The organism is Pseudomonas sp. R19M, from assembly GCF_050312585.1.
In the GTDB taxonomy this organism is placed as follows: domain Bacteria; phylum Pseudomonadota; class Gammaproteobacteria; order Pseudomonadales; family Pseudomonadaceae; genus Aquipseudomonas; species Aquipseudomonas palleroniana.
In genome coordinates this window covers 62,757-75,447 of sequence record NZ_JBNPJV010000051.1, presented here as the reverse complement: position 1 = coordinate 75,447, position 12,691 = coordinate 62,757, and the positions used below count along the sequence as shown (strand labels likewise).

Sequence of the window (12,691 nt, the reverse complement as noted above, 5' to 3'; positions counted from 1 at the left end):
TTGACTCAAGGCGTAAGTGAATTGATGTGTGCAGGCTAGGGCTTTTTGAAGCCAGATGGGAGGGAATTGCTCCCTCTCACCTTTCTAATGAATTTCGTCAGTTACGCGGTTGCGCGATGCAGGCTGGCCAGGAAACCCGCCGCCCCAACGAACAACCCGGCAAACGTACGATTCATGCGTTTTTGCTGCTTCGGCGTACGCAACAGGCGCAGGACTTTCGAGGCCAACCCCGTGTAGCCCGCCATCACGATCATGTCGACACTGATCATCGTCGCGCCCAGGATCAGGTACTGGATCAGCAACGGCGCCTGCGGGTTCACGAACTGTGGCAGCACCGCCAGCATGAACACCAGCGCCTTGGGGTTGCTGGCGTTGACCAGGAACCCACGGAACATCATCGCCACCGGCTTGCCGATCGGGCGCCCCGCCGCATCATCGGTCATGTCCATGGGCAAGGCACGCCATTGCTTGATCGCCAGGTACACCAGGTACGCCACGCCAAACCATTTGATGGCGTAGAACGCCGTGGAAGACGCCGCCAGAATCGCGCCAAGGCCACCCGCGACCACGGCGATCTGCATTGCCAGGCCAATCTGCAGGCCCAGGGCGTTCCAGTAGCCGCGCAAAAAGCCATATTGCAGGCCACTGGACATCGAGGCGATGGCACCTGCGCCAGGCGAAAGGGAGATGATCCAACTGGCCAGGAAAAAGGCCAGCCATGTATCGAGAGCCATTACCCACCTCGTTGCAAATTCGTCGTAAGCGCTAAGCTAACTCCGACCACCGAAGCCTGGCTATCAATTTTTATACAGGCGTGTTCCAGCGTCGCACCGAGCGCTGGAAGAACAAGCTGTTGGGCACCTGCACCGTTGCGCAGTGAGTACCGGCTTCCTCCAACTCGACCAGCGTGGTGTAGAGCAGGTTGATCGCCACCACACGCCCCTTCACGCCTGGCTTGTCGAGGGTGTCTATCAGTTCGACGATGTCACCCAGACGGAAGGGCCCGACGGTAAAAATCAAAATCGCGCACAACAGATTGGACAACACCGACCACATGGCAAAAAACGCCACGGCAGCGACCGCGACAAAACCCGACAGCGCCGTCCACAGCACCGTGGCGGAGACACCCAGGCGCTCCAACACGAAGATCAGTGCACTGCCCATGATCAGCCAGCGCAAACCACCGCGCAGGGGCATCAGCAGTTGCGGAGGGAATGGGTAGCGCTCACCCAGGCGGGTGAGCCCTTTGGCTACAAAGCGTTGCGCAAGGTAGCCGGCCAACAGGATCAGCAGGATTTGCACGCCAATCCACACCGGCTCGACCCACTGCGCCGGTAACGGCAATTGCAGCGCCTCCATCAGGACAGCGCCTCCAACTCCGCTTGCAAGGTTTCCAGCAGTTCGAGAGCCTCCATCCAGGCTTCCTCCAACTGCCCTTCACGCACCTTGAGCTTGGCCTGTTCGGCCAGCAGGTCGCGCAGTTCGTCCTTGCGTGCGGCTTCGTACACGGCGCTGTCGCCCAGGCTGGCCTCGATCTTGGCCAGACGCTCGTGCACCTTGCCCAGTTCAGCTTCCAGCTTGTCGGCTTCACGCTTGTGCGGCGCCAACTGTTGGCGCAGCGCGGCGGCAGCCTGGCGCTGGGCCTTCTTGTCAGTCTTGTCCGGGTTGACCGGCGTGTTGCTGACCGGTGCGTTACGCAGGCGGTAGTCCGTCAGCCAGCGTGCGTAGTCATCCAGGTCGCCGTCGAACTCCTCAACCTTGCCGTCAGCCACCAGCAGGAAGTTGTCGGTCGTGCTCTTGAGCAAGTGGCGGTCGTGAGACACCACCAATACCGCGCCACTGAACTCCTGCAGGGCCATGGTCAGCGCCAGGCGCATTTCGAGGTCCAGGTGGTTGGTGGGTTCGTCGAGCAGCAACAGGTTGGGCCGATCCCAGGCAATCAACGCCAGGGCCAGGCGGGCTTTTTCGCCGCCGGAGAAGTTCAGCACCGGCTCGTCGATGCGCGCACCGCGGAAGTCGAAACCACCCAGGAAGTCGCGCAAGGTCTGCTCGCGCTCGGTTGGCGCCAGGCGTTGCAGGTGCAGCAAAGGGCTGGCCTTGGCGTCGAGCGAATCCAGTTGATGCTGGGCGAAGTAACCCACCACGGTGTTCTCGCCACGGGTCAAACGACCCGCCAAGGGCGACAGCTCCCCGGACAGGTTCTTGATCAGCGTCGACTTGCCCGCACCGTTGGGACCGAGCAAACCAATGCGCGCACCGGGCGTGAGCTGCAGCTTGACCTTCTCCAGGATGGTTTTGTCGCCATAACCCAGGCGAGCATCCGAGAGGTCCAGCAGCGGGCTCGAGATCTTGGCCGACTCGCGGAACACGAAATCGAACGGCGAATCGACGTGGGCCGCCGACAGCTCTTCCATGCGCTCCAGGGCTTTGATTCGGCTCTGGGCCTGGCGAGCCTTGGTGGCCTGGGCCTTGAACCTTGCGATATAGCTTTCCATGTGCGCACGCTGCGCCTGCTGCTTCTCGTAGGCCTGTTGCTGCTGGGCCAGACGCTCGGCACGCGCACGCTCGAACGCGGTGTAGCCGCCACGATAGAGGGTGATTTTCTTCTGCTCGACATGGGCGATGTTATCGACCACGGCGTCGAGGAAATCCCGGTCGTGGGAAATCAGCAACAAGGTGCCCTGATAGCTCTTGAGGAAGTCTTCCAGCCACAGAATCGCATCGAGGTCCAAGTGGTTGGTCGGCTCATCGAGCAGCAACAGATCCGAGGGGCACATCAGCGCCTGGGCCAGGTTCAGGCGCATGCGCCAGCCACCGGAGAAGTCGGCGACCGGACGGTCCATCTGTTCGTTGGTAAAACCGAGGCCGGCGAGCATCTTGCGAGCGCGGGCGTCGGCGGTGTAGCCGTCGGCGCTGTCGAGTTCCGAGTGCAGGCGGGCCTGGGCGGCGCCGTCCTGGGCTTTCTCGGCCTCGGCCAGGTCGTTTTGCACCTGGCGCAGACGCAGGTCGCCATCGAGCGCGTAGTCGATCGCGATGCGGTCCAGCGTGTCGATCTCCTGGCGCATATGGGCGATACGCCAGTCTGCCGGCAGCAGGCAGTCCCCGGAATCCGGGGTCAGCTCACCCAGCAACAAGGCGAACAACGTGGATTTTCCGGCGCCGTTGGCGCCGATCAGGCCGGCTTTGTGACCGGCGTGCAGGGTCAGCTCGGCGTCTTCGAGAAGACGTTGCGGGCCACGCTGTAATGTTAGGCTTTGAAGTCGGATCATAATGGCGGCGGAGTCTACCAGCTTCGTTGGCCGCTGGCTTGGGTGTGAATATGTGTGCTGACCTGTGGAGCTTTGCCCTCTCGACTTACGCCCGCCCGGGCGTCGAGGCCGCTTGCCTGCGCCTGCAGGAGCGGGGAGCGAATGTGTGCCTGTTGCTCTGCGGAGCATGGCTGGAACAGCGCGGCGTGGCGGTGCGCACCGAACGAATTCAGGCCCTGAAACACATCGCCGAACCTTGGCAGACGCAGGTGGTTGAGCCGTTGCGGCAGGTGCGTGTGCAATGGCGTGCGTTATCGCAGCAGGATGAGTCGTTGGCGTCGTTACGCGAGCGGGTCAAAGCCCTGGAGCTGGAGGCGGAACACGAGTTGCTGGTGCGACTGGAAGCTGTGTCACAAGAGTGGCCGACAGAGGCGCAGGCAAATCACCAGCCGTGGCTGGAAAGACTGGCGGCTGAAGCTGCCGCCAACCTTGACCACGACGCGCAGCGGCTGCGCGCCGTGATCACCAACACTTAGGAAGCGCTGGTTGGAGTGGTGCTGGGTGCTGCCGGTGCAGGGGTGCTGCTGGTCGGAGCAGATGGTGCGGTAGACGCTACCGGAGCAGCGGCAGGTACTGCTGGCTTGGCCGGGGCTGGTTTAGCGGCAGCAGGTTTGGCTACTGGCTTAGCCGCTGGTTTTGCAACAGCAGGTTTGGCAGCTGGCTTGGCGACTGGTTTCGCAGTAGCAGGTTTGGCAGCCGGTTTCGCAGCGGCGGTTTTAGCAGCTGGCTTGGCGGCTGGTTTTGCAGCAGCGGTTTTGGCAGCTGGCTTGGCGGCTGGTTTCGCAGCAGCGGTTTTGGCAGCTGGCTTGGCGGCTGGTTTTGCAGCAGCGGTTTTGGCAGCTGGCTTGGCGGCTGGTTTCGCAGCAGTGGTTTTAGCCGTTGGCTTGGCGGCTGGTTTTGCAGCAGCGGTTTTAGCAACTGGCTTGGCGGCTGGTTTCGCAGCAGTGGTTTTAGCAGCTGGCTTGGCGGCTGGTTTCGCAGCAGCGGTTTTAGCAGCAGGCTTGGCGGCTGGTTTTGCAGCAGTGGTTTTAGCAGCTGGCTTGGCGGCTGGTTTCGCAGCAGCAGTTTTGGCAGCTGGCTTGGCGGCTGGTTTCGCAGCAGCAGTTTTGGCAGCTGGCTTGGCGGCTGGTTTCGCAGCAGCGGTTTTAGCAACTGGCTTGGCTACCGCTTTTGCAGGGGTACGAGAGCCCAGTACTTTAGCGACGGCTTCCTTCACACGCCCCACGCCCTGTGCCAACTTCAGGCTTTCCTGAGCATCTTTTTTGAGTTGGGAAATGTAGGTGCGGGTTTCAGCTTGGCGATCCTTGAGGGCGTCGAGCAAGTCCTCAAGTTCTTTGACAGCGTCTTTAGCTTTGGCTTGAGCCTTGGCCTTGCCGGCAGTAGCGGCGTCTTGCAGTTTGGTGCGGGATTTGTGCAGTTTTTCTTGCGCTTTACCGCGTTGTTTTTCCAGTTTGGCGAGCAGCTTTTCTGCATCGGCCAAGGCTTGGGAACAAGCGCTTTCAAGATGTTCGAGCAGACTGCCCGAAAGTTGTTGGAGCAAGTGCAACGGGGTATTTACAGGCTTCTGTTTGGCCGACATGGTTTACCTCCTGGCTGACGTGGGTGCGGCTCATACTAGCCCTCTGCTCTTACCGCCGCTAGGGCATGTTGACAGTATCATTTGCCTCGCGTTGCAACGTGAGAAAATTCTTATCGATATAACGAAAAACCACGGCACTTTTTACCGACTCACACTGGCATAATTCGTCGCACTTTCGCCGGGAGAATGCCCATGTCGCGTTACCTTTTTCTAGTGCTTGGCTTGGGGATTTGCGTGGCCAACGCGAACGAGCAATCCGCCTCCAAAACCACCGCGCCCGACCCGCACGACCTCGCATACAGCCTGGGTGCGAGCCTCGGCGAACGACTGCGCCAGGAAGTCCCGGACCTGCAGATCCAGGCGCTCGTCGACGGCCTCAAGCAAGCTTATCAAGGCAAGCCGCTGGCGCTGGATAACACGCGTATCGAACAGATCCTCGCCCAGCATGAGGCACAGAGCGAAGCCGACGCCCAAGCTCCGCAGAGCGAAAAAGCCCTCGCCGCCGAACAGCAATTCCTGGCCCAGGAAAAATCAGCCAAGGGCGTGCGCGAATTGGCGGATGGCATCCTGCTCACCGAGTTGATGCCAGGCACGGGCAACAAGCCGTCAGCGTCTGATGAGGTGCAGGTGAAATATGTAGGGCGGTTGCCCGACGGGACGGTTTTCGATCAGAGCACGCAACCGCAGTGGTTCCGCCTGGACAGCGTGATCAGCGGCTGGCGTTCAGCGTTACAACAGATGCCGGTAGGCGCGAAATGGCGTCTGGTCATTCCATCTGCACAGGCCTATGGCGCAGACGGCGCGGGCGAGTTGATACCGCCGTATACACCGTTGGTATTCGAGATCGAACTGCTGGGTACGCGCCACTGACCCAATAAAAAACGGTGCGCCATGCGCACCGTTTTTTGTACGGCGATCAAGGGTCAAGCCTGAGTAACAGGTTCTTCCTTGTGAGCGTTGTGCAGCACTTCGATCAAGCAGTCTTCCAGCTCGAAACGCTCATGCAACAGCGCGCCCAGTTCTTTGAATTTTTCCGCAACACATTGTCCTGCATCGCACAGGTCAGTGAACGCCAGCAGTTTCTCAGTGATGGCATCGATCCGCGGGTAGATCGTCTCGGCCAGTTCCAGCCCACGCTGATCGTCAAAGGCTTGCGCCTCCTCGGTCAGTTGCTCGTAGACACCAAAATGGCCAGCAGACACATAGTCCACCAACACACCACAGAAGTCCTGCAACGGTTCGCGGTTCTCAGCCAGAGCTTCGGGCTTGGCACCGAGAGCATCAAAGGCCCGAACCAGTTCGTGACGTGCCTTCAGCCAGCTATCGATCAGCTTGTGCACCCCACCCCAGCGTTCCTGAGCATTCTGACAACTTTCCAGCATGATGATCTCTCTTCCCTATAGGGGCGCTGCTGCCTTGTGCCCGCGCAACACTCAAGGATAAAGCAGCAGCCGGACAAGGCCGCGTCCGATAAACAGATTTGATAACGCGTGCGGGCCAGATTATGCCCGCATGACTATGGCTTCAAGGTACGCAGGAGAGAAAGTTCATACAAGTGTTTAATCCCATCCTACAACTTGAACCTCATATTCATGGCAGTGCAATGCGCAAACGTTGGCTGAACAACAGCCGCGAAAACTGCATGATTCCCAAAATAAGCATCGCTAAAAAGAACAACAGACTCCATTCAGGCAAGCTCAGGTCGAACAGCGTCCAGTTGATCTCGACGCAATCGACCGTGCCGTTGAAAACCGACCGTACCGCCTGCCAAAAGGAAAGGTTTTCAATCATGTACTGGAGGCTCGGCCAACAATCTTGAATCTGGTCCGATGCCGCGTTCTGCAGTAATACCTGACGCACTGCGGTGATGGCGCCGAAGCATGCGCACGCCATGCTCGCCAGCCCGTACAGGTAGAGGCCGGGCCGCGCTGGGTTATGAAGGGCCGCGATCAGGTTGATCAGCGCATAGGCAGCGAGAAACAGCCGCTGTACCTGGCACAGGAAGCAAGGCTGTAACAGCGCGCCGTATTCCAGGTAGAAAGACGCGCCCAACGTCAGCCCACCAACCATGAACGCCAGGAAAAACATAGAGCGTAAGGGGGCCAAAGACATTGTTTATCCGTACCACGAAAGATAGGCCGCTACGGTAGAGGAAAGGCCCGACCCCTTTCAATACGCGCTAGAGCAGACAATTCCGCGAAACCGTAGGGACATCCCGCCAGAATCGGGAGGAAACTCCGCAATTGCACGTAGGAATTGAAGAGCAGGACATTTACAACAAGGGTTTGTGCAAAGTTCAGGGCTGGCTGTCAGATAGCTCCGCACCAACCCTTCCCCCTTTTCGACCTCAAACCCGCGCGGGCACGGGTAATGGAGCGGCCAACAGACGGTTGTCGAGCAACCCCAGGCCCTCCTGGAACAGCTGGTTGCTGCGCTCGGTATCACCCAATTGGGCCAGCAGGCGGGCCAGCTCGGCGCAAGCCTCCGGGTTGCGCTGCACCTGCAGGCTACTTTCCAGGTAATCCCGCGCTTTGCCCCACAAACTATTTTGCAGGCATAGGCGACCCAACGTCAGAAGCAGGCTGGCGTCACCCGAATGATCCTTGAGCCAGCTTTCGGCAAACTTGAGCTGACGGGCCGGGTCGCTGCCGCGCAACAACCCATAAAGCCGCATGAGATGACTGTCGTAGCCGCGCTTGATCGCACCGCGCAGCACTTCTTCGGCCTTGGCATCAGCGCCCAGTCGACGCAGTTGGTCGGCGTAGGCCAACACCAGTTGCGGCTCCTGGCGCTGGGCGGAAGTCAGTTGCTCCCAGGCCCGTTCAAGCGACTGCAAGCCGGCTTCGCCATGCTCTTCACGCTGGGCCGCCACGCCCAGGTTTTCACCCCAGGCGCGACGCTCCAATTCAGCCAGCTCGCTGGCAGGAAGCACCTTGTCCTTGCGCAGCTCCGGTAACAAGCGAATGACCGACGCCCAATCACCTCGCTGCTGATGCAGGCGCTGCAACTGGCGCAATACCTGAGCGTTATGCGGGTGGCGCTCGTGCATGGCCTGCAGAGTGACCAGGGCGCCGTCGGTATCGCCACGGTCCATCTGCAATTGCGCATGGCTCAAGGCAATGGCCAGTTCCGCCTGGGGCTGGCGCTCCAAAGCGCGTTCCAGCAAACCGTCGGACTCTTCGTAACGCCCCTGCTCATTGGCCGCACGTGCTGCGCCAAGGTAATACAGCAAGGGTTGACGCTCCGCCTCGGCGGCGCGATGCAGATGGCGCTCGGCGCTGGCCCAGCGGCCCTCGGCAAGGTCCATCTGGCCCTGCTCGATCGCAATCTGTACCCGACGACTGCGATTGCGCCGCGACCATGGGTTGACCACGCCCCCGGAGGTGGTGATCAGGCTCAATAAAACGCGGGCCAGGTAGATCGCCAGGCCAATGGCACACACCGCCACCAACGTGGCCCACAAGCTCGACTCGTAATGCAGCACATGGGGATAGGTAATCAGCACGTAGCCGGTGTGTTTCGAAATGCCCACTGCCAATGCCAGAGCGATTGCAATCGCCAGCACCAGGACCACATAGAAACGTTTCATCGGCTCTACTCCTGGGTCGCCGGCGTGCCCGCCGATGCTTTGGCTTCATCGGCAGACAGGTGACGACGCTCAAGATACGCCTGCACTGCCGCGAGACTTGCCGCCAGGTCCGGCGTCACCACCGAAACTGCCTTGGGCTCCAGTTCAGCGATACGCGCCAGCATCGCTTTGCTCTGCGGGTTGTCCTGGTTGAAGTTGTCCTGCAGCACGCTGCGCGCCTCAGCCAGAGAGCGGCTGTACACCGCCGCCTCACCGTTGAGCGCCGCCCATTGGGCTTGCTCCAGAGCCAGGCTCAGGGCCAGGCGTACCTGGTTCAAGCCCTGGCCGGCCAGCAGTGGGCGAATATTATCGTCGGGGTTGAAGTCGATGCGGAAGTAGCGGGAAATCTGCTCCCACCATTCGCTCAAGCGGTTGTCTGTATCGGTGGTCGGACGCCCTTGGGAGGCAGGCTCGGTGAGCTGGTATTCAGGTGCGACAGCCGCCAGTTGCACAATCTGGTCACGCAGCGCGGCCAATTGCAAGTACAGCCCGGTGCGGTCCGGCTGCTCGGTGCTACGCAGCGCGGCAAGGCTCTTGGCCAACTGCTCGCGGGCGGCGAAGGAGCCGGGATCGCTCTGTTCGCGAATAATTTCGTCGGCGCCCTGGACCAGCGACTGAGCGCTGTTGATGTCCTGCAGGGCGGACAAACGCAAACTGGCCAGACGAATCAGGTGCTCGGCCTCGGCCAGACGCCAATCCTTGCGGCTGGCGCCCAGCACCGTTTCCAGGCGCTGGCTCAAACGTTGCTGGTCGCCCTGCAACTGGGCCACCAGGCGGCGGCGCTCCTCCAGCTCGTCAGCACTGGGCAACTGCGCCAGCCGCGCCGTCAGCTGTTGCTGGCTCTGCTTGAAGGATTGGGATTGGTCGTCGAGGCTTTGCACTTGGCTCAACTGCTGCTGGTTACTGGCCTGCAGGCTGCGCACCTGCCAGATTCCCCAGCCGCCGGCGGCAACACCTGCGGCGCCCAGCAGCAGGGCGAGGATCGCCAGGCCATTGCCACGGCGTGGTTCGGTGACCGGTGCAACCGGCGCATCGAGCGCGGGCTGAGCTTCATCTTTAGGCAAGGCTGTTTCGCTCACGTATCCGTCCTTTGCGTATCAGAGAGTGGGAACGGGAAAGCTCCGTAACGCCACTAACAAAGCCGCGGCACTCGCACCGCGACAATCCACAACTTTTTCTGCGCCCACAGCCCGCGCCATCTCAAAGACTCGCGGGCTGGGCACGAACAATGGCAGCCGTGCCACCTGTGGCCAGTCCGGCCCGGCCAGGGCTTGCAGGTGCAGCAAACCCTGCCCACTGCTGACCACCACGCCGTTCAAGCGTTCCAACTGGATGCGTTGCATGAGCACCCCAGTGTCATAAGCCGGCAAGAAACGGCGATACAACTCCAGATAGTCGACACTAGCACCTTGTTCGCGCAAACGCTCAGCCAGCAGCTCTCGGCCGCCCTCACCCCGCAGGATCAATACACGGGCGCCTGGGCCTGCGATAGCCTCACGCAGGGTCGGCAATGCAAGCAAGGCCTCGCTGTCGTCGCCGGTTTGCGGATATTGAACGTTGAGGCCGTGATCGGCCAGTACCTGTGCGGTGGCCGCGCCGACACTGAACCAGGACAGTTGCGGCCAGACTCGATCCAACTGCTGCAAGGCCAGGCGTGCGGCAGGCTTGCTCACCACAATCACCGCACAATAGCGGCCCAGGCCACTAAACACAGCTTGTTGCTCAGCCGTGACCGGCAAAGCTTCGATATCCAGCAAGGGCAGGCTGCTGCTGAAAATGTCGGCCTCGGACAATGACGCCGCCAGCGCCATCGACTCTTCGGCTGGCCGCGTCAGCAGCACACGCCACTGGGTCACTGCGGACCCGCCTCACCGTAGACCTTTTGCAGAATGGCGCCGGCACCCTTGGCCAACAGTTCCTCAGCCACCTGGATGCCCAAGGCTGTGGCGTCACGCTGTGGCCCACGCACTTGAGCGGTGAGCAACGTGCCGCCGTCCGGGTCGCCTACCAAGCCACGCAGCCAAAGGTTTTCACCTTCAAGCACGGCATAACAGGCAATCGGCACCTGGCACCCCCCGTTAAGGTGCTTGTTCAGGGCGCGCTCGGCGGTGACACGGACTTCAGTATCCGGATGATCAAGGGGCTTGAGCAGGGCGTGAATTTCACTGTCGGCGGTACGGCATTCGATGCCCACGGCGCCCTGCCCGCCTGCGGGCAAGCTGTCTTCGACGCTGATCGGCGAAGTGATGCGGTCTTCGAAGCCCAGGCGGATCAAACCGGCGGACGCGAGAATGATCGCGTCGTACTCTCCGGCGTCCAGCTTGGCCAGGCGGGTATTGACATTGCCACGCAGGAAGCGGATCTGCAGGTCCGGGCGACGGGTGAGCAACTGCGCCTGGCGACGCAGGCTGGAGGTGCCGACGATACTGCCCAACGGTAGTTCGTCCAGAGACTTGTGGGTATTGGAAACAAACGCATCACGCGGGTCTTCGCGTTCGCAGATGCAATACAGGCCCAGGCCTTCGGGGAAGTCCATGGGCACGTCTTTCATCGAGTGCACGGCGATATCGGCTTCGTTTTCCAGCAGTGCGGTTTCCAGCTCCTTGACGAACAAACCCTTGCCGCCGATCTTCGACAGGGGCGAATCCAGCAGTTTGTCGCCGCGACTGACCATGGGCACCAGGGTCACCTTGAGACCCGGATGGGCCTGTTCAAGACGTGCTTTGACGTATTCGGCCTGCCACAAGGCCAAGGCGCTTTTACGGGTGGCGATGCGGATTTCGCGAGAGGACATGGATCAATCCGTACTGAATAGATACGGCAGATAATAACAGCTCAGGCAGACACGCTTTGATTTGAATCAGCAAGTGCGGGGCCTCCCTGGCCGCATCGCACCGGGATCGGGGCTGAAAACCTCGCCGCAGCCTTTGGGCTAAAGCTGCTGCATCATCTTGCGCACACCCGCGACATGGCGTCGGCTGACGATCAGGGCATCACCGTTAAGCCCTTTCAAAAACAGCTGAAAGTGCCCAAGGGGGGTGCGCTGCAGGCGCTCTATTCGCTCACGGGCCACCAACGCGTTGCGATGGATACGCACGAAGCGGTCGCCGAACTCATCCTCGAGGGCCTTGAGGGGCTCATCAAGCAACACCTCGCCCGCCTCGTGCCGCAGGGTCACGTATTTGTGGTCGGCAATAAAGTAGACCACCTGGTCCAAGGGGATCAGCTCGATACCCTTGCGGGTGCGCGCACTGATATGGCTGCGCGGCCCGTTGCCACTTTGGGCGGCGGGCAGCGTCAGGGCACCGAGTTGGACGCGGTTTGGGCGCTCGGCCTTTTTCAGGGCCTTGAGCAAGGCTTCGCCAGTCACCGGCTTGACCAGGAAGCTGACGCCACTGGCCTCAAGCGTGGGTGCGGCGAACTCTTCGTGAGCGGCGCACAACACCACTGCGGGTGGCGACTCTCGCTCGCTCAAGCGAGCCGCGACTTGCAGGCCATCCAGGCCTGGCATGCGGATATCGAGCAACACCACATCCGGCTTGAGGCTGTCGATCAGCGTCAACGCCTCCTCGCCGTTGGTGGCGCTCGGTTCAAGGACTGTATAACCCTCGAGTTCACTGACCAAACGGCTCAGTCGCTCGCGGGCTTGGGGTTCGTCATCAACGATCAGGACATTCATATTGCGCTGGATTCCTGCGTGAGTCTCGCACAAGGATAGCGTAGACAGGTGCGGTGACTTGCGTCACAGCGATCCACGCTAAGACTAGCGCGAGCGGCAAAAAGTGCCCCAAGAGTGGCACCCATATTTACCCGGACCTGTTCAATTGCGCCCAAGACCGCCTGCCTCAGGGCATCGTCGTAGGGTTTACTGATACACAATCCGAATACCCCCCTTTTCTAATGGATAGTCAGGGTTTCGACCGCATCACCCGACTTTGGTGCATTCACGCTCTATCAGTGCAACTGTAGACGCTCACTGAGACCACATTGCTCAATCGTCAAATATCGTTTCAATAAACATCTGGCTCCAGTCTCTTCCCGGACGCGTTCGGCGGCAAGGCACTTAGCCACCCTTTGTACAAATAAAAATGCCGACCACCCGCAGCACCGCCTCCCCAGGCAACCCTGTTATTATCGCCGGTACACCTCCATGCCTCTTTTAAGCAGATCACGAGC

At 60.6% G+C, this 12,691-nt stretch carries 13 protein-coding genes; 2 read left to right on the top strand and 11 right to left on the bottom strand.

Translation table 11 applies throughout. The features are described 5' to 3' along the window. Positions 1–101: 101 nt before the first annotated feature. The 3 genes from ACQRBT_RS10275 to ACQRBT_RS10265 all read right to left on the bottom strand — a co-directional run bounded on the left by ACQRBT_RS10275 (position 102) and on the right by ACQRBT_RS10265 (position 3,269). On the bottom strand, positions 102–734 hold the full coding sequence (locus ACQRBT_RS10275; RefSeq protein WP_060753597.1) for a LysE family transporter: 633 nt from the start codon (positions 732–734) through the stop codon (positions 102–104). Between the two features lie 70 nt (positions 735–804). After that, the gene (locus ACQRBT_RS10270) at positions 805–1,359 is read right to left on the bottom strand and encodes a mechanosensitive ion channel family protein (RefSeq protein WP_060753598.1); all 555 of its coding nucleotides are present in this window, start codon (positions 1,357–1,359) and stop codon (positions 805–807) included. Next, complete coding sequence (locus ACQRBT_RS10265; protein WP_412046202.1) at positions 1,359–3,269, bottom strand: ATP-binding cassette domain-containing protein; 1,911 nt, start codon at positions 3,267–3,269, stop codon at positions 1,359–1,361. Before ACQRBT_RS10265 ends, ACQRBT_RS10270 begins: the two co-directional genes overlap by 1 nt. 50 nt (positions 3,270–3,319) lie before the next feature. On the opposite strand from ACQRBT_RS10265, the gene ACQRBT_RS10260 reads away from it, so the two are divergent. After that, positions 3,320–3,784, top strand: coding sequence for a TIGR02444 family protein (locus ACQRBT_RS10260; protein WP_412046203.1), 465 nt, complete (start codon positions 3,320–3,322; stop codon positions 3,782–3,784). Here the strand turns inward: ACQRBT_RS10260 and ACQRBT_RS10255 are convergent. Beyond that, complete coding sequence (locus tag ACQRBT_RS10255) at positions 3,781–4,887, bottom strand: AlgP family protein (protein ID WP_427851674.1); 1,107 nt, start codon at positions 4,885–4,887, stop codon at positions 3,781–3,783. The genes ACQRBT_RS10260 and ACQRBT_RS10255 overlap by 4 nt on opposite strands. A gap of 192 nt (positions 4,888–5,079) precedes the next feature. Here ACQRBT_RS10255 and ACQRBT_RS10250 point away from each other — a divergent pair, with 192 nt between their 5' ends. Continuing rightward, positions 5,080–5,757, top strand: a complete 678-nt coding sequence (locus ACQRBT_RS10250; RefSeq protein WP_060753602.1) for an FKBP-type peptidyl-prolyl cis-trans isomerase — start codon at positions 5,080–5,082, stop codon at positions 5,755–5,757. 53 nt (positions 5,758–5,810) lie between these two features. Here ACQRBT_RS10250 and ACQRBT_RS10245 read toward each other — a convergent pair whose 3' ends face one another. The 7 genes from ACQRBT_RS10245 to ACQRBT_RS10215 form a co-directional block, all read right to left on the bottom strand. Continuing rightward, a complete protein-coding gene (locus ACQRBT_RS10245; protein ID WP_060753603.1) occupies positions 5,811–6,269 on the bottom strand; it encodes an Rsd/AlgQ family anti-sigma factor in 459 nt (152 codons plus the stop codon). A gap of 208 nt (positions 6,270–6,477) precedes the next feature. Further along, the gene (locus ACQRBT_RS10240) at positions 6,478–6,999 is read right to left on the bottom strand and encodes a disulfide bond formation protein B (RefSeq protein WP_060753604.1); all 522 of its coding nucleotides are present in this window, start codon (positions 6,997–6,999) and stop codon (positions 6,478–6,480) included. Between the two features lie 235 nt (positions 7,000–7,234). Continuing rightward, positions 7,235–8,476, bottom strand: a complete 1,242-nt coding sequence (locus ACQRBT_RS10235) for a heme biosynthesis protein HemY (protein ID WP_090368018.1) — start codon at positions 8,474–8,476, stop codon at positions 7,235–7,237. Positions 8,477–8,481: 5 nt separating this feature from the next. Continuing rightward, the gene (locus ACQRBT_RS10230; protein WP_090368016.1) at positions 8,482–9,594 is read right to left on the bottom strand and encodes a uroporphyrinogen-III C-methyltransferase; all 1,113 of its coding nucleotides are present in this window, start codon (positions 9,592–9,594) and stop codon (positions 8,482–8,484) included. A gap of 18 nt (positions 9,595–9,612) precedes the next feature. Next, positions 9,613–10,371, bottom strand: coding sequence for a uroporphyrinogen-III synthase (locus tag ACQRBT_RS10225; protein WP_412046205.1), 759 nt, complete (start codon positions 10,369–10,371; stop codon positions 9,613–9,615). Continuing rightward, a complete protein-coding gene (hemC, locus tag ACQRBT_RS10220) occupies positions 10,368–11,309 on the bottom strand; it encodes a hydroxymethylbilane synthase (RefSeq protein WP_244701079.1) in 942 nt (313 codons plus the stop codon). Before hemC ends, ACQRBT_RS10225 begins: the two co-directional genes overlap by 4 nt. A 138-nt stretch (positions 11,310–11,447) precedes the next feature. Next, complete coding sequence (locus ACQRBT_RS10215) at positions 11,448–12,194, bottom strand: LytR/AlgR family response regulator transcription factor (RefSeq protein WP_060753609.1); 747 nt, start codon at positions 12,192–12,194, stop codon at positions 11,448–11,450. Positions 12,195–12,691: the final 497 nt, after the last annotated feature.